Source organism: Nocardioides sp. 503 (assembly GCF_004522095.1).
Lineage (GTDB): Bacteria > Actinomycetota > Actinomycetes > Propionibacteriales > Nocardioidaceae > Nocardioides.
Genome location: NZ_SPUI01000003.1, coordinates 1,388,771 through 1,403,954, shown reverse-complemented (window position 1 = coordinate 1,403,954; position 15,184 = coordinate 1,388,771). Strand labels below are relative to the sequence as shown.

General features: G+C 72.3%; 14 protein-coding genes and 1 pseudogene. 10 read left to right on the top strand and 5 right to left on the bottom strand.

From position 1 onward, the window contains the following. Both E4622_RS13800 and E4622_RS13795 read right to left on the bottom strand, forming a co-directional pair. Nucleotides 1–257: pseudogene (locus tag E4622_RS13800) on the bottom strand (alanine dehydrogenase); the annotation flags it as partial. Between the two features lie 45 nt (nt 258–302). Next, nucleotides 303–1,484: an acyl-CoA dehydrogenase family protein gene (locus E4622_RS13795; protein ID WP_134740714.1), complete on the bottom strand. Its 1,182-nt coding sequence runs from the start codon at nt 1,482–1,484 to the stop codon at nt 303–305. Between the two features lie 66 nt (nt 1,485–1,550). On the opposite strand from E4622_RS13795, the gene E4622_RS13790 reads away from it, so the two are divergent. Genes E4622_RS13790 through E4622_RS13780 form a run of 3 tightly spaced genes read left to right on the top strand, consistent with a single transcriptional unit; the run spans nt 1,551 to nt 4,686 of the window. After that, nucleotides 1,551–2,201, top strand: coding sequence for a class II aldolase/adducin family protein (locus E4622_RS13790; RefSeq protein ID WP_134740713.1), 651 nt, complete (start codon nt 1,551–1,553; stop codon nt 2,199–2,201). A gap of 8 nt (nt 2,202–2,209) precedes the next feature. Further along, nucleotides 2,210–3,205: a carbohydrate kinase family protein gene (locus tag E4622_RS13785; protein ID WP_134740712.1), complete on the top strand. Its 996-nt coding sequence runs from the start codon at nt 2,210–2,212 to the stop codon at nt 3,203–3,205. A gap of 35 nt (nt 3,206–3,240) precedes the next feature. Next, on the top strand, nt 3,241–4,686 hold the full coding sequence (locus E4622_RS13780; protein ID WP_134740711.1) for an NAD-dependent succinate-semialdehyde dehydrogenase: 1,446 nt from the start codon (nt 3,241–3,243) through the stop codon (nt 4,684–4,686). Nucleotides 4,687–4,893: 207 nt separating this feature from the next. Here E4622_RS13780 and E4622_RS13775 read toward each other — a convergent pair whose 3' ends face one another. From E4622_RS13775 to E4622_RS13765, 3 genes are read right to left on the bottom strand one after another with little or no spacing between them, the layout of a single operon-like run. Continuing rightward, a complete protein-coding gene (locus tag E4622_RS13775; protein WP_134740710.1) occupies nt 4,894–6,132 on the bottom strand; it encodes an aminotransferase class III-fold pyridoxal phosphate-dependent enzyme in 1,239 nt (412 codons plus the stop codon). Continuing rightward, nucleotides 6,129–7,211, bottom strand: a complete 1,083-nt coding sequence (locus tag E4622_RS13770) for a transketolase C-terminal domain-containing protein (protein ID WP_134740709.1) — start codon at nt 7,209–7,211, stop codon at nt 6,129–6,131. Before E4622_RS13770 ends, E4622_RS13775 begins: the two co-directional genes overlap by 4 nt. Further along, complete coding sequence (locus E4622_RS13765; RefSeq protein ID WP_134740708.1) at nt 7,208–8,086, bottom strand: transketolase; 879 nt, start codon at nt 8,084–8,086, stop codon at nt 7,208–7,210. Before E4622_RS13765 ends, E4622_RS13770 begins: the two co-directional genes overlap by 4 nt. Before the next feature lie 137 nt (nt 8,087–8,223). Here E4622_RS13765 and E4622_RS13760 point away from each other — a divergent pair, with 137 nt between their 5' ends. Genes E4622_RS13760 through E4622_RS13730 form a run of 7 tightly spaced genes read left to right on the top strand, consistent with a single transcriptional unit; the run spans nt 8,224 to nt 15,184 of the window. Then, entirely contained in the window at nt 8,224–9,249 is a 1,026-nt protein-coding gene (locus E4622_RS13760; protein WP_134740707.1) for an ABC transporter permease, read from the top strand. Nucleotide 9,250: 1 nt separating this feature from the next. After that, entirely contained in the window at nt 9,251–10,270 is a 1,020-nt protein-coding gene (locus tag E4622_RS13755) for an ABC transporter permease (protein WP_209021910.1), read from the top strand. Continuing rightward, complete coding sequence (locus E4622_RS13750) at nt 10,267–11,307, top strand: ABC transporter ATP-binding protein (RefSeq protein WP_134740706.1); 1,041 nt, start codon at nt 10,267–10,269, stop codon at nt 11,305–11,307. Before E4622_RS13755 ends, E4622_RS13750 begins: the two co-directional genes overlap by 4 nt. Further along, on the top strand, nt 11,300–12,319 hold the full coding sequence (locus tag E4622_RS13745) for an oligopeptide/dipeptide ABC transporter ATP-binding protein (RefSeq protein ID WP_134740705.1): 1,020 nt from the start codon (nt 11,300–11,302) through the stop codon (nt 12,317–12,319). The genes E4622_RS13750 and E4622_RS13745 overlap by 8 nt, the downstream gene beginning before the upstream one ends. Next, a complete protein-coding gene (locus tag E4622_RS13740) occupies nt 12,316–13,575 on the top strand; it encodes a CaiB/BaiF CoA-transferase family protein (RefSeq protein WP_209021909.1) in 1,260 nt (419 codons plus the stop codon). Before E4622_RS13745 ends, E4622_RS13740 begins: the two co-directional genes overlap by 4 nt. A 41-nt stretch (nt 13,576–13,616) precedes the next feature. After that, on the top strand, nt 13,617–14,408 hold the full coding sequence (locus E4622_RS13735; RefSeq protein WP_134740704.1) for an FCD domain-containing protein: 792 nt from the start codon (nt 13,617–13,619) through the stop codon (nt 14,406–14,408). 47 nt (nt 14,409–14,455) lie between these two features. Beyond that, nucleotides 14,456–15,184: an SDR family oxidoreductase gene (locus E4622_RS13730; protein ID WP_134740703.1), complete on the top strand. Its 729-nt coding sequence runs from the start codon at nt 14,456–14,458 to the stop codon at nt 15,182–15,184.

The window sequence follows — 15,184 nt, the reverse complement described above, 5'->3', positions numbered from 1 at the left end:
TGATACTCCTCCGCCACCGGCTCCTTGACCTTCAGCACCAGGTCGATCGACCCGTCGGTGCCCCACGCGGCATCCGCGTCCGCCACGATCACGGCCCCCGCCGCGACGTACTCCTCATCGGCGATCGAGGAACCCACCCCCGCACCGGCCTGGACGAACACCTCGTGACCATGAGCGGTCAGCTCGTGCACCCCCACCGGCGTGATCGCCACCCGGTACTCGTGGTTCTTGACTTCCTTCGGGACGCCGATCTTCACCGGTGCTGCTCCTTCATCGTCGGGGGGTCTCGCGGAGGTGGGAGGTCACTCGAAGGCGGAGATGCCCGTCAGGGCCCGCCCGATGGTGAGGGTGTGGATCTCGGCCGTCCCCTCGTAGGTCAGGACCGACTCGAGGTTGTTGGCGTGGCGCATCACGGGGTACTCGCCGGAGACTCCGTTGGCGCCCAGCACGGTGCGCGCGGTGCGCGCGATGTCGAGCGCGACCCGGGTGTTGTTGAGCTTGCCGGCGCTCACCTGGGCGTGCGTGAGCCGGCCGGCCTCCTTGAGGCGGCCGAGGTGCACCGCGAGCAGCAGCGCCTTGCCGTGCTCGAGGCTCATGTCGGCCAGCTTCTGCTGGGTGAGCTGGAAGGCGGCGATGGGCCGGTCGAACTGCACGCGCGTCTTGGCGTACTCGATCGCGGTCTCGACGCAGGAGCGCGCGGCGCCGGTGGTGCCGAAGAGGATGCCGAAGCGGGCCTCGTTGAGGGCGCCGAGCGGGCCGCTGAGGCCGCGGGCGCCGGGCAGCATGGCGTCGTGCGGGAGCCGGACGTCCTCGAGCGCGAGCTCGCTGGTCACCGAGGCGCGCATCGACATCTTCTGCTTGATGTCGCGCGCCGAGAAGCCGGGGGTGTCGGTCGGCACGACGAAGCCGCGGACGCCCTCGTCGGTCTGGGCCCAGATGATCACGACGTCGGCGATGCTGCCGTTGGTGATCCACATCTTCGAGCCGTTGAGGACCCAGTCGCTGCCGTCCTGGCGGGCCTTGGTGCGCATGCCCTTGGGGTTGGAGCCGTGGTCGGGCTCGGTCAGGCCGAAGGCGCCGACGTAGGTGCCGGCTGCCATGCCCGGCAGCCACTGCTGGCGCTGCTCCTCGGAGCCGTTGGCGTGGATCGAGTACATCGCCAGCGAGCCCTGCACGGAGAACAGCGAGCGCAGGCCGCTGTCGACCGCCTCCAGCTCCGCGCTGGCCAGGCCGTAGGCCAGCGACGAGACGCCGGCGCAGCCGTACCCTTCGAGGTGCATGCCGAGCAGGCCGGCCTCCCCCATCTCCCGAGCGATCTCGCGTGCCGGCAGCGTGCCGGACTCGAACCACTCGGCGACGTGGGGGGCGAGGCGCTTCTGTGCGAAGAGTCGGGCAGTGTCGCGGATCGCACGCTCCTCGTCATCGAGCAGGTGGTCCACATCGAGCAGGTCGTGCTGGGCGTCCACGGCGATCTCCTTGAACATCTTCGACTAAGTGAGGTTTAATATACTTAATCACCCACGGTACGTCGACCCTCTGGAAAGGCCGTGATGCACGCCACGTCGGAGCACGAGGTACGCCGCCAGGTCGTCGACGTCTCGCGGCGGATGCTGCGCTCCGGGCTGGTCACCGGGACGTCCGGCAACGTGAGTGCCCGGGTGGGCGACCAGGTCCTCATCACGCCCTCCGGTGTCGACTACGAGCAGATGGTGCCCGACCAGCTCGCGACGCTCGACCTCCGCGACGGCACGGTGGTCGACGCCCCGCTCCCGCCCTCCTCCGAGGCCCCCCTCCACCTGGCGGTCTACCGAGGGTCGCAGGACGCACGGGCCGTCGTCCACACCCACGCGCCCTGGGCGACCGCGCTCGGGCTCGTCCGCGACACGCTCCCGAGCGTCCACTACGCCATCCGCGCCCTCGGCGGGCCCGTCCGGGTCGCGCCGTACGCGACGTTCGGCAGCCCGGAGCTCGCGGAGCACGTGTCGACGGCGCTGCGCGACCGGCGCGCGGCCCTGATGCGCAACCACGGCGCCGTGGCCTACGGGACGGACCTGGAGGAGGCCACCCAGAACGCCGAGAAGCTCGAGTGGCTGTGCCAGCTCTACTGCCGCGCCGCCACGCTCGGCGAGCCGGCCGAGCTCACGATGGCCGAGCTCGAGGACGTCGCGCGCAGCGCTCAGCAGACCGGCTACCGACTGTGAAGGACCCGATGACCCAGCCCGAGACCCAGCCCGTGACAGAGCCCGAGACCACCGACACCACCCGGCCCCGGATCGCGACCGTCGGCGTCCACATCCTCGACACCCTGGGCGCGCCGGTCGACCACCTGCCCAGCGGCCAGAACAGCCTGCGCCTGCAGGAGATCCGCGTCGCCCCGGCCGGCACCGCCGCCGGGGTCGCGGTCGACCTGGCGCTGCTGGGCGCGGACGTGGCGACGTACGGCGCCGTGGGCAACGACGAGATCGGCGCCTTCCTCCTCAGCAGCCTGCAGGGCCACGGCATCGACACCGCGGGCGTCGTCCACCTCGACGGGGTGCAGACGTCGGCCTCGATCCTGCTCGTGCGGCCCAACGGCGACCGGCCGGCGCTGCACGTCAAGGGCGCCAACGGCATCGCGACCTGGGACGACCTCGGACCGCCGGACCTGCAGGGCTTCGCCGGCGTGCACGTAGGCGGGCTGGACGCCATGAGCGCCCTGGACCGGCCCCGGTCGCTGGAGGTCATGCGCGCGGCGCGGGCCGCCGGCGCCGTCGTCTCGCTGGACTTCCAGTCCTCCGCGCAGTGGCTCGGGGCCGACCTGCTCGAGCTGCTCCCCGGAGCCGACTACTTCATGCCCAACCTCGAGCAGGCCGTCGGCCTGGTCGGCGACGGCACCCCCGAGGAGGTCGCGGGCCGGCTCCTCGAGCACGGGCCGCGCGCCGTCGTCGTCACCTGCGGGGAGCACGGCGCGGTCTACCGCGACGCCGAGCGGCTCGTGCACCAGCCGGCGTTCCGCGTCGACGTCGTCGACACCACCGGCTGCGGCGACTCGTTCTGCGCGACGTTCCTGCTCAGCACCGTCCGCGGCGACTCCGTCGAGGACTCGCTGCGCCGCGCCTCGGGCGCGGCCGCGCTGGTCGCCTCCGGCCTCGGCTCGGACGGCCTGCTGAGGGACTGGGACCAGCTCGAGGCCTTCGTGCGCGACGCCGCCGTCCTCACCCCCTGACCGACCCCACCCCACCGACCCGCGGAGCGCCTGCCATGACCCACGTCCACGCCATGCTCATCGACGGCGACCAGGTCGCCGCCTCCGACGGCGCCGTCGTCGACATCGAGGACCCCGCGACCGGCGAGGTGATCGCCAGCACGCCCCGCGCGAGCGCGGCCGACCTCGACCGGGCGCTCGCGTCGTCGGCGACCGGCTGGGAGGCCTGGAAGGCCGTCACCCCGTGGGAGCGCAGCGGCGTCCTGCGCCGGGCCGCCACCCTCCTCGACGAGCGCACCGACGAGATCGCCACGATGCTGACCCGCGAGCAGGGCAAGCCGCTCGCCGAGGCCCGCGCGGAGCTCCAGGCGACGGTCGAGCAGTTCGACTGGTACGCCGACGAGGCCCGCCGCATCTACGGCCGCACCGTGTCCTCGCGCAACCCCGACCAGCGGATGCAGGTGCTGCGCCAGCCGATCGGTCCCGTGGCGGCGTTCACGCCGTGGAACTTCCCGGTCCTCCTCGCGGCCCGCAAGGTCGCCCCCGCGCTGGCGGCCGGCTGCTCGGTCGTGCTCAAGCCCGCCGAGGAGGCGCCCGGCGCCGCGCTGGCCATGGCGACCGCGCTCACCGACGCCGGCCTGCCGCCGGGCGTGCTCAACGTCGTGACCGGCGACCCCGCGGCCATCAGCGAGCAGCTCATCGGCTCGTCGGTCATCCGCAAGGTGAGCCTGACCGGCTCGGTCCCCGTGGGCAGGCACCTGCTCGGGCTGGCCGCGCAGGGCGTGAAGAACGTGTCGATGGAGCTCGGCGGGCACGCCCCGGTCCTGGTCTTCGGCGACGCCGACCCCGAGCTCGCGGGCCGGCTGTGCGCCGCCGGCAAGTTCCGCAACGCCGGCCAGGTGTGCATCGCGGCGACCCGCTTCTACGTCCAGGACACCATCGCCGAGGCGTTCCTCGAGTCCTTCACCGCCGCCACGGCGGCGCTGACGGTGGGCTCCGGCCTGGCCGACGGCACCGACGTCGGCCCGCTCGCCAGCGCCCGCGGGCTGGCGCGTGCCGGCGAGCTCGTCGAGGACGCCGTGCGCCAGGGCGCGCAGGTGCGGACCGGCGGGCACCGGGTCGAGGACACGGCCGGCTACTTCTACACCCCCACCGTCCTCAGCGGGGTGCCGGAGAGCGCGGCGATCATGCAGACCGAGCCGTTCGGGCCGATCGCCCCGGTGGCGACGTTCGCGACGTTCGACGAGGCGATCGCGCGCGCCAACGGCACGCCGTACGGGCTCGCGGGCTACCTCTTCTCCGACGACCTCACCACCGCCACCCGGGCCGCCGAGCTGCTCGAGGTCGGCATCGTCGGCGTCAACACCGTCGCCGTGAGCGGCGCGCAGATCCCCTTCGGCGGGATCAAGGAGTCCGGGATCGGCGCCGAGAACGGCACCGAGGCGCTCGAGGGCTACCTCCACTCCAAGGCCGTCGTCACCGGGCTCCGCCCGCGGGGCTGAACCCCCGTGCGGCCCTGCGCCGCGGACCGGGGACGACGAGAGGGGCGGTCCCGCCGTGCGGGGCCGCCCCTCGTCGTCTCTCCTGCCGGGTGCGTCAGCCCCACGACGCGCGGCGGAGGCACCTTCTGGGCATGTACTGTCGCTTCTGGGCCAGAATTCCAGCCCAGAAGCGCAGGTTTTTCAGCATCTGCTGAAAAACCTGCCGGCCTACGCCGAACGGCGCGCGGCGACGGCCGCGAACGCGTCGTCGGTGCGCTCGAGCGCCCAGGCGATGTCCTCGGGCTGGTGCGCGGCGGTGTAGAACCAGTTGTGCCAGGGGTGCAGGTAGACCCCGCGGCTGACGCACTCGTCGGCCCAGGAGGCCACGGTGGACAGGTCGGTGTCGCCCTCGAAGAGCACCAGCGGCATCGCGGCCGGGCCGGACTGGCGGATCTCCAGGCCGTGGCGACGTGCCTGCTCCTCGATGCCGTCGCGCATCAGCTGCGCCATCCGGTGGGTGTGCGCCATGGCGTCGGTGTCGCGGAGCAGCGTGATCGTGGTGATCGCGGCCGCCATCGCGGCCGGGGCGAACCAGAACGACCCGGTCGTGTAGATGGACGAGGCCGCCTCGGCCAGGCTGTCGATGCCGGTCACGGCGGCCAGCGGGTGGCCGTTGGCGATGGCCTTGGACCACGCGGTGAGGTCGGGGCGGACCCCGAGCGGCTCCCAGCTGCCGCGCACGTCGAGGCGGAAGCCGCAGCGCACGTCGTCGAGGATCAGCACCGCGCCCGAGGACGTCGCCAGCTCGCGCACCTCGCGGGCGAACTCCGGCAGCGCGAGCTCCTGGTCGCGGCGGTTGTCCTGGCGCACCGGCGACACGATGATCGCGGCGAGGTCGTCGCCGGCCGCGGCCACGGCGGCGCGCAGCGACTCGACGTCGTTGTAGTCGAACTTGTCGATGAACGCGCGGTCCTCGGGCAGCACGCCGGACGGTCCGGGCGTGCACCAGGGCGCCGCACCGTGGTAGGCGCCGTTGGCCATCAGCACCCGGCGACGGCCGGTCGCCGCACGGGCGATCGTCACCGACATGGTCGTCGCGTCGGTGCCGTTCTTGGCGAACATCGACCAGTCCGCGCTGGGGATCGTCTCGACCAGCAGCTCGGCCAGGTCGACCATGACCGGGCCGGGGCCGTTGAGACAGTCGCCGTTGCCGAGCTGGGCCGCGACGGCGGCGTCCACCTCCTGGTGCTGGCGGCCCAGGACGATGGTCCCCCAGCCGCACATGAGGTCGACGTACTCGCGCCCGTCGACGTCCCACAGCCGCGCGCCCTCGCCCCGCGCCATGAACTGCGGGTACGACGGCGGCATCGGGCCCATCGACATGTGGCCGTACATGCCACCGGGGATCACGCCGCGGGCGCGGGCGCGCAGCGCCTGGTCGGTGCTGGTGGTCTGGGTCGTGGTCATACGAGCATCTCCTTGGCGGTCTTCGTGATGCCGGCGGCGTCCAGCCCGTAGTGGGCGTAGAGCGCGGCCGGAGGCCCGACGGGCACGTAGGCATCGGGGATGCCGACCTTGCGGAAGCGGACGGGCTGACCCGTCCCGGACTGGAAGAGGCACTCCGCGACCGCGGTGCCGAGGCCGTTGGTCACGTTGGCCTCCTCGACGGTGAGGACCGCGCCGGTGCGCGCGGCGGCGCTGAGCACGGCCTCGGTGTCCAGCGGGCTGACGGTGAACATGTCGATCACCCCGACACTGTGCCCCGACTCCGCCAGCGCCTCGGCGGCGCGCAGCGACGGCTCGACCTCGGTGCCGGTCGCGATGATCGTGAGGTCGTCGCCGGGCCGCACCGTGATGGCCTTGCCGATGGTCAGGTCGGGCACCTCGTCGTAGACGTCGCGGTCACGGCCGCGGCCCAGGCGCAGGTACATCGCCCCCGGGTGGTCCAGGCTCGCGCGCAGGAGCGCGCGGAGGTGGTTGGCGTCGGTGGCGCAGACGACGGTGAGGTCGGCGATGGTCCGCATGATCCCGAGGTCCTCGGGGCTGTGGTGGCTGGTGCCGTAGAACCCCATGGACACCCCGGAGTGGTGGCCGACCACCCGCACCGGCATCTTCGGGTAGGCGCAGTCGGTGCGGATCTGCTCGCAGCCGAGCAGGGCGGCGAACGACGCGAACGTCGCGGCGAACGGCACGTAGCCGCACGACGCGAGCCCCGCCGCCACCGTGATCATGTTCTTCTCGGCGATCCCGACGTTGAAGAACCGGTCGGGGTGGCGCTCGGCGAAGTCCACGGCGCGGTTGGCGCGCGCCAGGTCGGCGGTCAGCACGACCACGCGCGGGTCGACGTCGGCGAGGTCGGCGAGCTCCTCGCCGAACACGAACGCCGGGATGGCGCGGGTGTCGTTGCCGTCGGAGGAGCGGGCGTTGCGCAGCCCGGTCCGGCCGGTGCCGTTGAAGATGTCGGACTGCTCCTGCGCCGCCTCCGCGGCGGCCGCGGCGGCGTCGGGGGCCGCGCCCTCGGGCAGGGTGGTGGTGTCCTCGCTCATGCGCGTGCCTCCAGGGGTCGCAGACCGGCCGCGATCTCGGCCATGACGTCGTCGTAGTCCTCGCCGACCAGGTTGCCGACGTGCCAGTCGGGGCTGTACTCCATGGCACGCACGCCCCGGCCCTTGACGGTGTCGGCGACGATCACCTGCGGGACGCGGTGAGCGGTGTCCGGCAGCGCGGCGTACGCCGCCAGCAGGGCGCCCACGTCGTGGCCGTCGACGCGCTGCACCTCCCAGCCGAAGCTCTCGAAGCGCTCGCGCAGCGGCTCGACGGCCATCGTGTCGCGGGTCATCCCGTCGATGCCGAGCTGGTTGTTGTCGACCACGGCGACCAGGTTGCCCAGGCCGAAGTGGGCGGCGCTCATCGCGGCCTCCCACACCTGGCCCTCGTTGAGCTCGGCGTCGCCGAGCAGCACCCAGGTGCGGTAGTCGCGGCCGCCGAGGCGCCCGCCCAGGGCCATGCCGACGCCGATCGAGAGACCGTGCCCGAGCGAGCCGGAGCTGAAGTCGATGCCCGGCACCTTCTTCATGTCGGGGTGGTCGCCGAACGGCGAGCCGAGCCGGGTGTAGTCGTCGAGCGCGGACGGCTCGAAGTAGCCGAGGTCCGCCAGGACCGGGTAGAGCCCGATGGCCGCGTGGCCCTTGCTGAGGATCACCCGGTCGCGGTCGGGGTCGCGCGGCTCGTCCGGCGTGAGCCGCAGCTGGCCGTAGTAGAGCGTCGCGAGGATCTCCGCGATCGAGAACACCGAGGTGTAGTGGCCGGCACCCGCGATCGCAGCGAGGCGTACCGTCTCCGAGCGGATGAAGGTGGCGCGGTCCGCCAGCAGCGCCAGCTGGTCGGGCGTGGGTGGCTGCGTGTCTTCGGGGTGCCGCACGGGACCTCCTGGGGTGGCCGGCGATCGGGCCGCGACTGCGTGTCAGGGCCCGGACCAGGTCGTTGACTTATGGTCTGGGTCACCTCACTATAGGATAATCAATCTACAAATTCTATGGCTGTCGGAGGACATCGCACGTGGGACTCGTACGGTTCGCGGCACGCCGCCTGCTCCTCGCCCTTCCCACCCTGCTGGGCCTGCTCGTCGTGGCCTTCGTGCTGGCGAACTACCTGCCGGGTGACCCGCTGGCCCGTCTCCTCGGCGACGTCGGGGGCAGCGACCCGGTCGCGCGGGCGGCGTACGAGAAGGAGTGGGGGCTGGACGCGCCGATCTACGAGCGCTTCTGGGTCTACCTGCAGCACCTCGTCACCGGCGACATGGGCCAGTCGACGCTGACCCGGCGCGGCGTGGCCGACGACCTGCTCGAGTTCTTCCCGGCCACCGTCGAGCTGGCGCTGGCCGCGATCGTCGTCGCCGGCGTGCTGGGCCTCGTGCTCGGCTCGGTCGCGGCGTTCTACCACAACAAGTGGCCCGACCTCGTGGTCCGCACGATCGCCCTGGTGGCCTCCGGCGTGCCGGTCTTCTGGCTCGGCATCATCGGCCTCCAGGTCTTCTATCTGCGCTTCGACGTGCTGCCCGGCCCGGAGGGACGCCTCGGCCGCGACTTCGAGCCGCCGACGCACATCACCGGCCTCTACACCTTCGACGCCCTCATCACCGGCGACTTCGGCACCATGTGGGACGCGATGCGGCACCTGCTGCTGCCGGCGTTCGTCCTGGGCTCGTTCTTCCTGGGCCTGCTCGCCCGGATGACCCGCGCCTCCATGCTCGAGGTGCTGCGCGCGCCGCACCTGGTGACGGCGCGCTCCAAGGGCGTCTCGGCGCGCACCCTGCTGCAGTTCCACATCCTGCCCAACGCGCTGATCCCCACCGTGACCGTCCTCGGCCTGGCCATCGGCGGGCTGCTGGCCGGCGCGGTGCTGACCGAGACCGTCTTCTCGTGGCCGGGCATCGGGCGCTACGCCGTCGACGCGGCCAAGGCCCTCGACTACCAGGCCATCCTCGGCGTGACGGTGCTCATCGGCGCGGTCTACGTCGTCACCAACGCGGTGGTGGACATCGTCTACGCCGCCCTCGATCCACGCATCCGGCTGGGGGAATGACATGACGGACATGCAGCGTCCTGGCGACGCGACCGACGCGACCTCCCCGGTCGCGCTCGCCGGCCCAGGCGAGACGATGTCCGGGGCGCCCGTGACCCCGACGTTCGCGCTGAGCAAGGCCGACCGCGGCGGCGGTGGCGGCCGGCTCGCCTTCAACATCGGCGTGACCCTCGTGCTGCTGTGGGTCCTCATCGCGATCACCATCCCGTGGTGGACGCCGTTCGACCCCGTGACCGACCAGGACCTCCAGGGCCGGCTCGCCGGCCCCGGCGGCGAGCACTGGTTCGGCACCGACAACCTGGGCCGCGACGTCTTCGCCCGGGTCATGTACGGCGCCCGGCTCTCGCTGCCCATCGCGCTCATCACGGTCGCGGTCTCGGTCGCCATCGGCTGCCTCATCGGCGCCGTGGCCGGCTTCCTCGGCGGGATCGCCGACGAGGTCATCATGCGGATCAGCGACATCGTGCTGTCCTTCCCCGCGATCGTGCTGGCCCTGGCCATCGCCGCCGCGCTCGGCCCCAGCACCACCAACGTGGTGATCTCGATCGCGGCCGTGACCTGGCCGGAGTACACGCGACTGATGCGCGGCCAGGTCCTCTCGATCCGCAACAACCTGCACGTCCTCGCGGCGCAGTCGATCGGCTGCTCGCGGGCCCGGGTCTTCCGGGTGCACGTGCTCCCCTTCGGCCTGCAGCCGATCCTCGTCAAGGCCACCGTCGACCTCGGCATGGTCATCCTCCTGGCCGCCGGCCTGAGCTTCATCGGCGTGGGCGCGGTGCCCCCCACCCCGGAGTGGGGCGCCATGGTCAGCGAGGCGCAGTCGCGCATCGACAGCTGGTGGCTCGGCCTCTTCCCGGGCCTGGCGATCCTGTCGATGGTGCTCGCCTTCAACTTCATCGGAGACGCGATGCGAGACCGGTTCGACCCCCAGATGCGCACCCAGCGGAGCAAGGGCGGCGGGGCGATGTCCCGCATCCTGCGCCGCACGTTCCTGGGCAAGGCGGGTGAGCGCGCCGCATGAGCACCACGCCTCCCCTCACGACCGGCCCCGAGACCACGACGCTGACGCCCACCGGCGTGAAGCCGATCTTCGAGGTCGACGACCTGCAGGTCGAGTTCCGCACCAACGCCGGCGTCGCCAAGGCCGTCAACCACGTCGGGTTCTCCGTCGCGCCCGGCGAGTGCCTGGCGATCGTCGGCGAGTCCGGCTCGGGCAAGACCGCGACCCTGCTCGCGGCGCTGCGCCTGCTGCCCACGCCTCCGTCGCGCACGACGGGCGGACGGGTGCTCGTCGACGGCGTCGACCTGTTCTCGCTGTCCCGCAAGGAGCTGCGCGACGTCCTGGGCCGCGACATCTCGATGGTCTTCCAGGACTCCCTGAGCGCCTTCAACCCGATCCTCACCGTGGGTCGCCAGATCAGCGAGGGCGTACGCCGCCACCGCGGGCTCTCCAAGAAGCAGGCGCGCGCGCTGTCGATCGAGATGCTGGAGCGCGTCGGCGTCCCCGACCCCCAGCAGCGGGTGGACCAGTACCCCCACCAGCTCTCCGGCGGCATGCGCCAGCGGGCCATGATCGCGATGGCCCTGGCGGGCGAGCCCAAGGTCCTCATCGCCGACGAGCCCACGACCGCCCTCGACGTCACCGTCCAGGCCCAGATCCTCGAGCTGGTCCGGTCCTTCCAGGACCTGTCCATCGTGTGGGTCTCCCACGACCTCGGCGTGGTCGCCGGCCTGGCCGACCGGGTGGCCGTCATGTACGCCGGCTCGATCATCGAGCAGGGGCCCGTGCGCGAGATCTTCCACGACCCGCGCCACCCCTACACGCGCGCGCTGCTGGGCTCGGTGCCGCGGCTGCGCGACCCTGACCGCAACGACCTGGTCTCCATCCCCGGGCTCCCGCCGAGCCTGGTCGACCTGCCCCCCGGATGCCCCTTCTACGCGCGCTGCGACGTGCGCGAGGACCGCTGCCTGAGCCGGATGCCCGAGCTCGTGGACGTGGCCCCCCGACACCAGGCGGCGTGCTTCGTCGCCGCCGACGAGGCGAGGACCCATGCCTGACGCCCTGCTCGAGGTCACCGACCTCGCCGTCCACTTCAACGCCAAGGCCGGCGCCCGCGGCGGCTCCGGCGTCGTCAAGGCCGTCGACGGCCTGGACTTCTCCATCGGGCACGGCGAGACCGTGGGCGTGGTCGGCGAGTCCGGCTGCGGCAAGTCCACCACCGGCCTGGCGATCCAGGGCCTGGTGAAGGCCACGGCGGGCTCGATCATGCTGGACGGCGTCGACCTCACCAAGCTCAAGAACCGGCAGGTGCGTGCCGCCCGGCGGCGTACGCAGATGGTCTTCCAGGACCCGACCTCCTCGCTCAACATGCGCATGACCGTGGGCCAGATCGTCGCCGAGCCGCTGCTGGTGCACGAGACGCTGCCCAAGGCCCAGCACCGCGAGCGCGTGGCCGAGCTGCTCGGCCTGGTCGGCATGCCGGAGTCGGCGCTGGACCGCTACCCCCACGAGTTCTCCGGCGGGCAGCGCCAGCGCATCGGCATCGCCCGGGCCCTGGCCGTCGAGCCGGACCTGATCATCTGCGACGAGCCCACCGCCGCCCTGGACGTCTCCATCCGCGCGCAGGTGCTCAACCTCTTCCGCGAGCTGCAGCGCGAGCGCGACCTGTCCTACCTCTTCATCTCCCACGACCTGTCGGCCGTGCACCACATCTCCGACCGGATCCTGGTGATGTACCTCGGCCGGCCCATGGAGCTGGCGTCGCGCGACACCGTCTACAACGACCCGCAGCACCCCTACACGGTGGCGCTGATGTCGGCGGTGCCGATCCCGGACCCCGACGTGGAGCGCAACCGCAAGCACGTCCTGCTCAAGGGCGACGTCCCCAGCCCGCTCAACCCGCCCAGCGGCTGCGTCTTCCGCACCCGCTGCCCCCTGGCGCAGGACATCTGCGCCACCGACAAGCCCGAGTTCCGCGACGTCGGCACCGACGGCGAGAAGCACATGGTGGCCTGCCACTTCGCCCAGCCGGGCATGGCCGAGCTGGTGGCGAGCAAGGCCGCTCAGTGACCGACCTGCCCGACGAGACGCAGGCGGACGAGCAGCTCGCGGTCGAGTCGTCGACCGGCTGGCCCGCCGGTGAGACCCGGCCCGGACCGCTCACCGGGGTGCGGGTCCTCGACCTCACCCGGATCCTGGCCGGTCCCTACGCCACCATGAACCTCGCCGACCTCGGCGCCGACGTGATCAAGGTGGAGTCGCCCTCGCGTGGCGACGAGACCCGCCACTGGGGCCCGCCGTTCGCGCCCGACGGCGTGACGGCCTCCTACTTCCTGGCGGTCAACCACAACAAGCGCAGCGTGTGCCTCGACCTCGCCGACCCCGACGGCGCCCGGGTGGCGCAGCACCTGGCGCGGCACGCCGACGTGGTCATCGACAACTTCCTGCCCGGTCGGCTGGCGGCGTTCGGCCTGGACCGCGACTCCGTGGCCGTCGACAACCCGCGCGTGGTCACCGCCTCCATCTCGGGCTTCGGCTCCGACAACCCCTACGCCGAGCGGCCGGGCTTCGACTTCCTCGCCCAGGCCATGGGCGGCCTGATGTCCATCACCGGCGCCAAGGGCGGCACCCCCACCCGCGTCGGCGTCGCGGTCACCGACCTGTTCGCCGGGGTGTTCGCGGCGCTCGGGATCGTGAGCTCGCTGCACGAGCGCGAGACCACCGGCCGCGGCCGCCACATCGAGATCTCGCTGCTCGACGCGCAGGTCTCGATGCTGGCCAACATGGCCTCCGGCTGGCTCGCCGCCGGCAAGGAGCCCTCGCTCTTCGGCAACCAGCACCCGAGCATCGCGCCCTACGAGACGCTCGAGACGGCCGACCAGCCGCTGGCCGTCGCCGTCGGGACCGACCGCCAGTTCTCGCGGTTCGCGCAGGGCCTGGGCGCTCCCGAGCTCGCCGAGGACCCGAGGTTCGTCGACAACCGGGCCCGGGTGACCCACCGGGCCGAGCTCGTGGCCGAGCTCGAGGCGCGGCTGCTGACGCATGGCCGGGCGCACTGGCTGGAGGTCCTGACCGCCGCCGAGGTCCCTGTCGCGCCGGTCAACACGCTCCCCGAGGTCTTCGCCGACCCGGTCATCGCCGAGCGGATGGTGGTCGAGGTCGACGGCGTCCCGCAGGTCCGGACGCCGCTGCGCGTCGACGGGGCCTCCCTGCCCGTCACGTCCGCGCCGCCGCGCCACGGCGCGGACACCGACGCGGTGCTGCAGACACTGGGGCTGTCGCAGGAGATGATCCGACGCATGCGCCACGGTGGCGCAGACTCGTGAGCGCCGGTCCCCTCCCGGCGTCCAGACCCCAGGAGCCCCCCATGAACTACGACCTCTCCGGTCGCGACCTCATCAAGGCCGACCAGAGCGAGCGGCCGCCCTGGCCCAAGTCCAAGGTGCCCAAGGCCTCCGCCGTCCTCGCCGACAAGCTGCGCGACGAGATCGTCGTGACCAAGATGCCGGTGGGTCGCGACCTCCCCAACGAGAGCGAGCTGATCGAGCGCACCGGCTACAGCCGCGGCACGGTCCGCGAGGCCCTGCGGCTGCTCGAGTCCGAGGGCCTCATCAGCACCCGCCGCGGTCCCTACGGCGGGGTGCGGGTCAGCCGCCCGGACGTCTCGCAGGCCACCCGGTCCATCGCCGTCCTCCTCGCGCTGTCCGACGCCACGCTCGGCGACCTGTTCCACTTCCGCCTCGGGGTGGAGTCGGCGGCGGCCAGCCTCGCGGCCACGCACGCCACCGAGGAGCAGATCGAGGCGATGTTCCGCGCCACCGACGACGAGGGTCAGGAGACCGTCGAGGGCGTGGTGTCCTTCCACAACCTCATCGCCGACTCGTGCGGCAACGAGTTCTACCGGGTCTCGCTCGGCTACGTCCTCAACATCGCGGCCTGGCACACCCCGCAGGCCGGCCTGTCCCACGACGACGTCTGCGTCGCCCGCGGCGCGCACCGCGACATCGTCGAGGCCATCGCCGCCCGGGAGCCCGAGCGGGCCTCCGAGGCGATGGAGCGCCACCTGAAGTCCTTCCTCGCGGTGATCAAGAAGTCGGGACACCTCGACTCGCCGGTCCTGCGACCCGAGAAGTGGGCGAGCAACTCCTCGCGCCTCTGAACCCCCACCCGGACCACCAGGTCCGCCATCCCCCCCAGGAGATCCGCATGTCCCAGGACCGTCCGCTCGTCGTCATCACCGGAGCCAGCTCCGGGATCGGTGCCGCCACGGCACAGGCGTTCGGCAGCCGGGGCTACCCGACCCTCCTCCTGGCCCGACGCGCCGAGCTCATCGAGCAGCTGCAGGTCCCCGACTCCCTCGCCCGGTCCGTCGACGTGACCGACCGTGAGGCGCTCGCCGCCGCGCTGGACGAGGCGACGGCGCGCCACGGCGCCCCCGACCTGCTCGTCAACAACGCCGGGGTGATGCCGCTGTCGCGGGTCGTCGACCAGGACCCCGAGGAGTGGCGCACCCTCTTCGACGTCAACTGCCTGGCCCTGCTGACCGCCACCCAGCTCGTGCTGCCGGGCATGGTCGCCGCCGGCCGCGGCACGGTCGTCAACATCTCCTCCATCGCCGGCCACAACGTCTACCCCAACCACGCGGTCTACAGCGGCACCAAGTTCGCCGTGAACGCCATGACCGAGACGATGCGCCGCGAGCACGCCGACGACGGCGTGCGCTTCAGCCTCGTCTCCCCCGGGATCGTCGACACCGACCTCCTCGTGTCGGTGTCCGACGCCGCCATCAAGGAGTCCTACGAGGCCACCAAGACCCGCCTGAGCGGCGGCCTGGAGGCGGCCACGATCGCGGAGACCATCGTCGGCCTCTACGAGCTCCCCCAGGACGTGTGCGTCCGCGAGGTCGTCATCGCCCCGACCAGCCAGGCCTCCTGA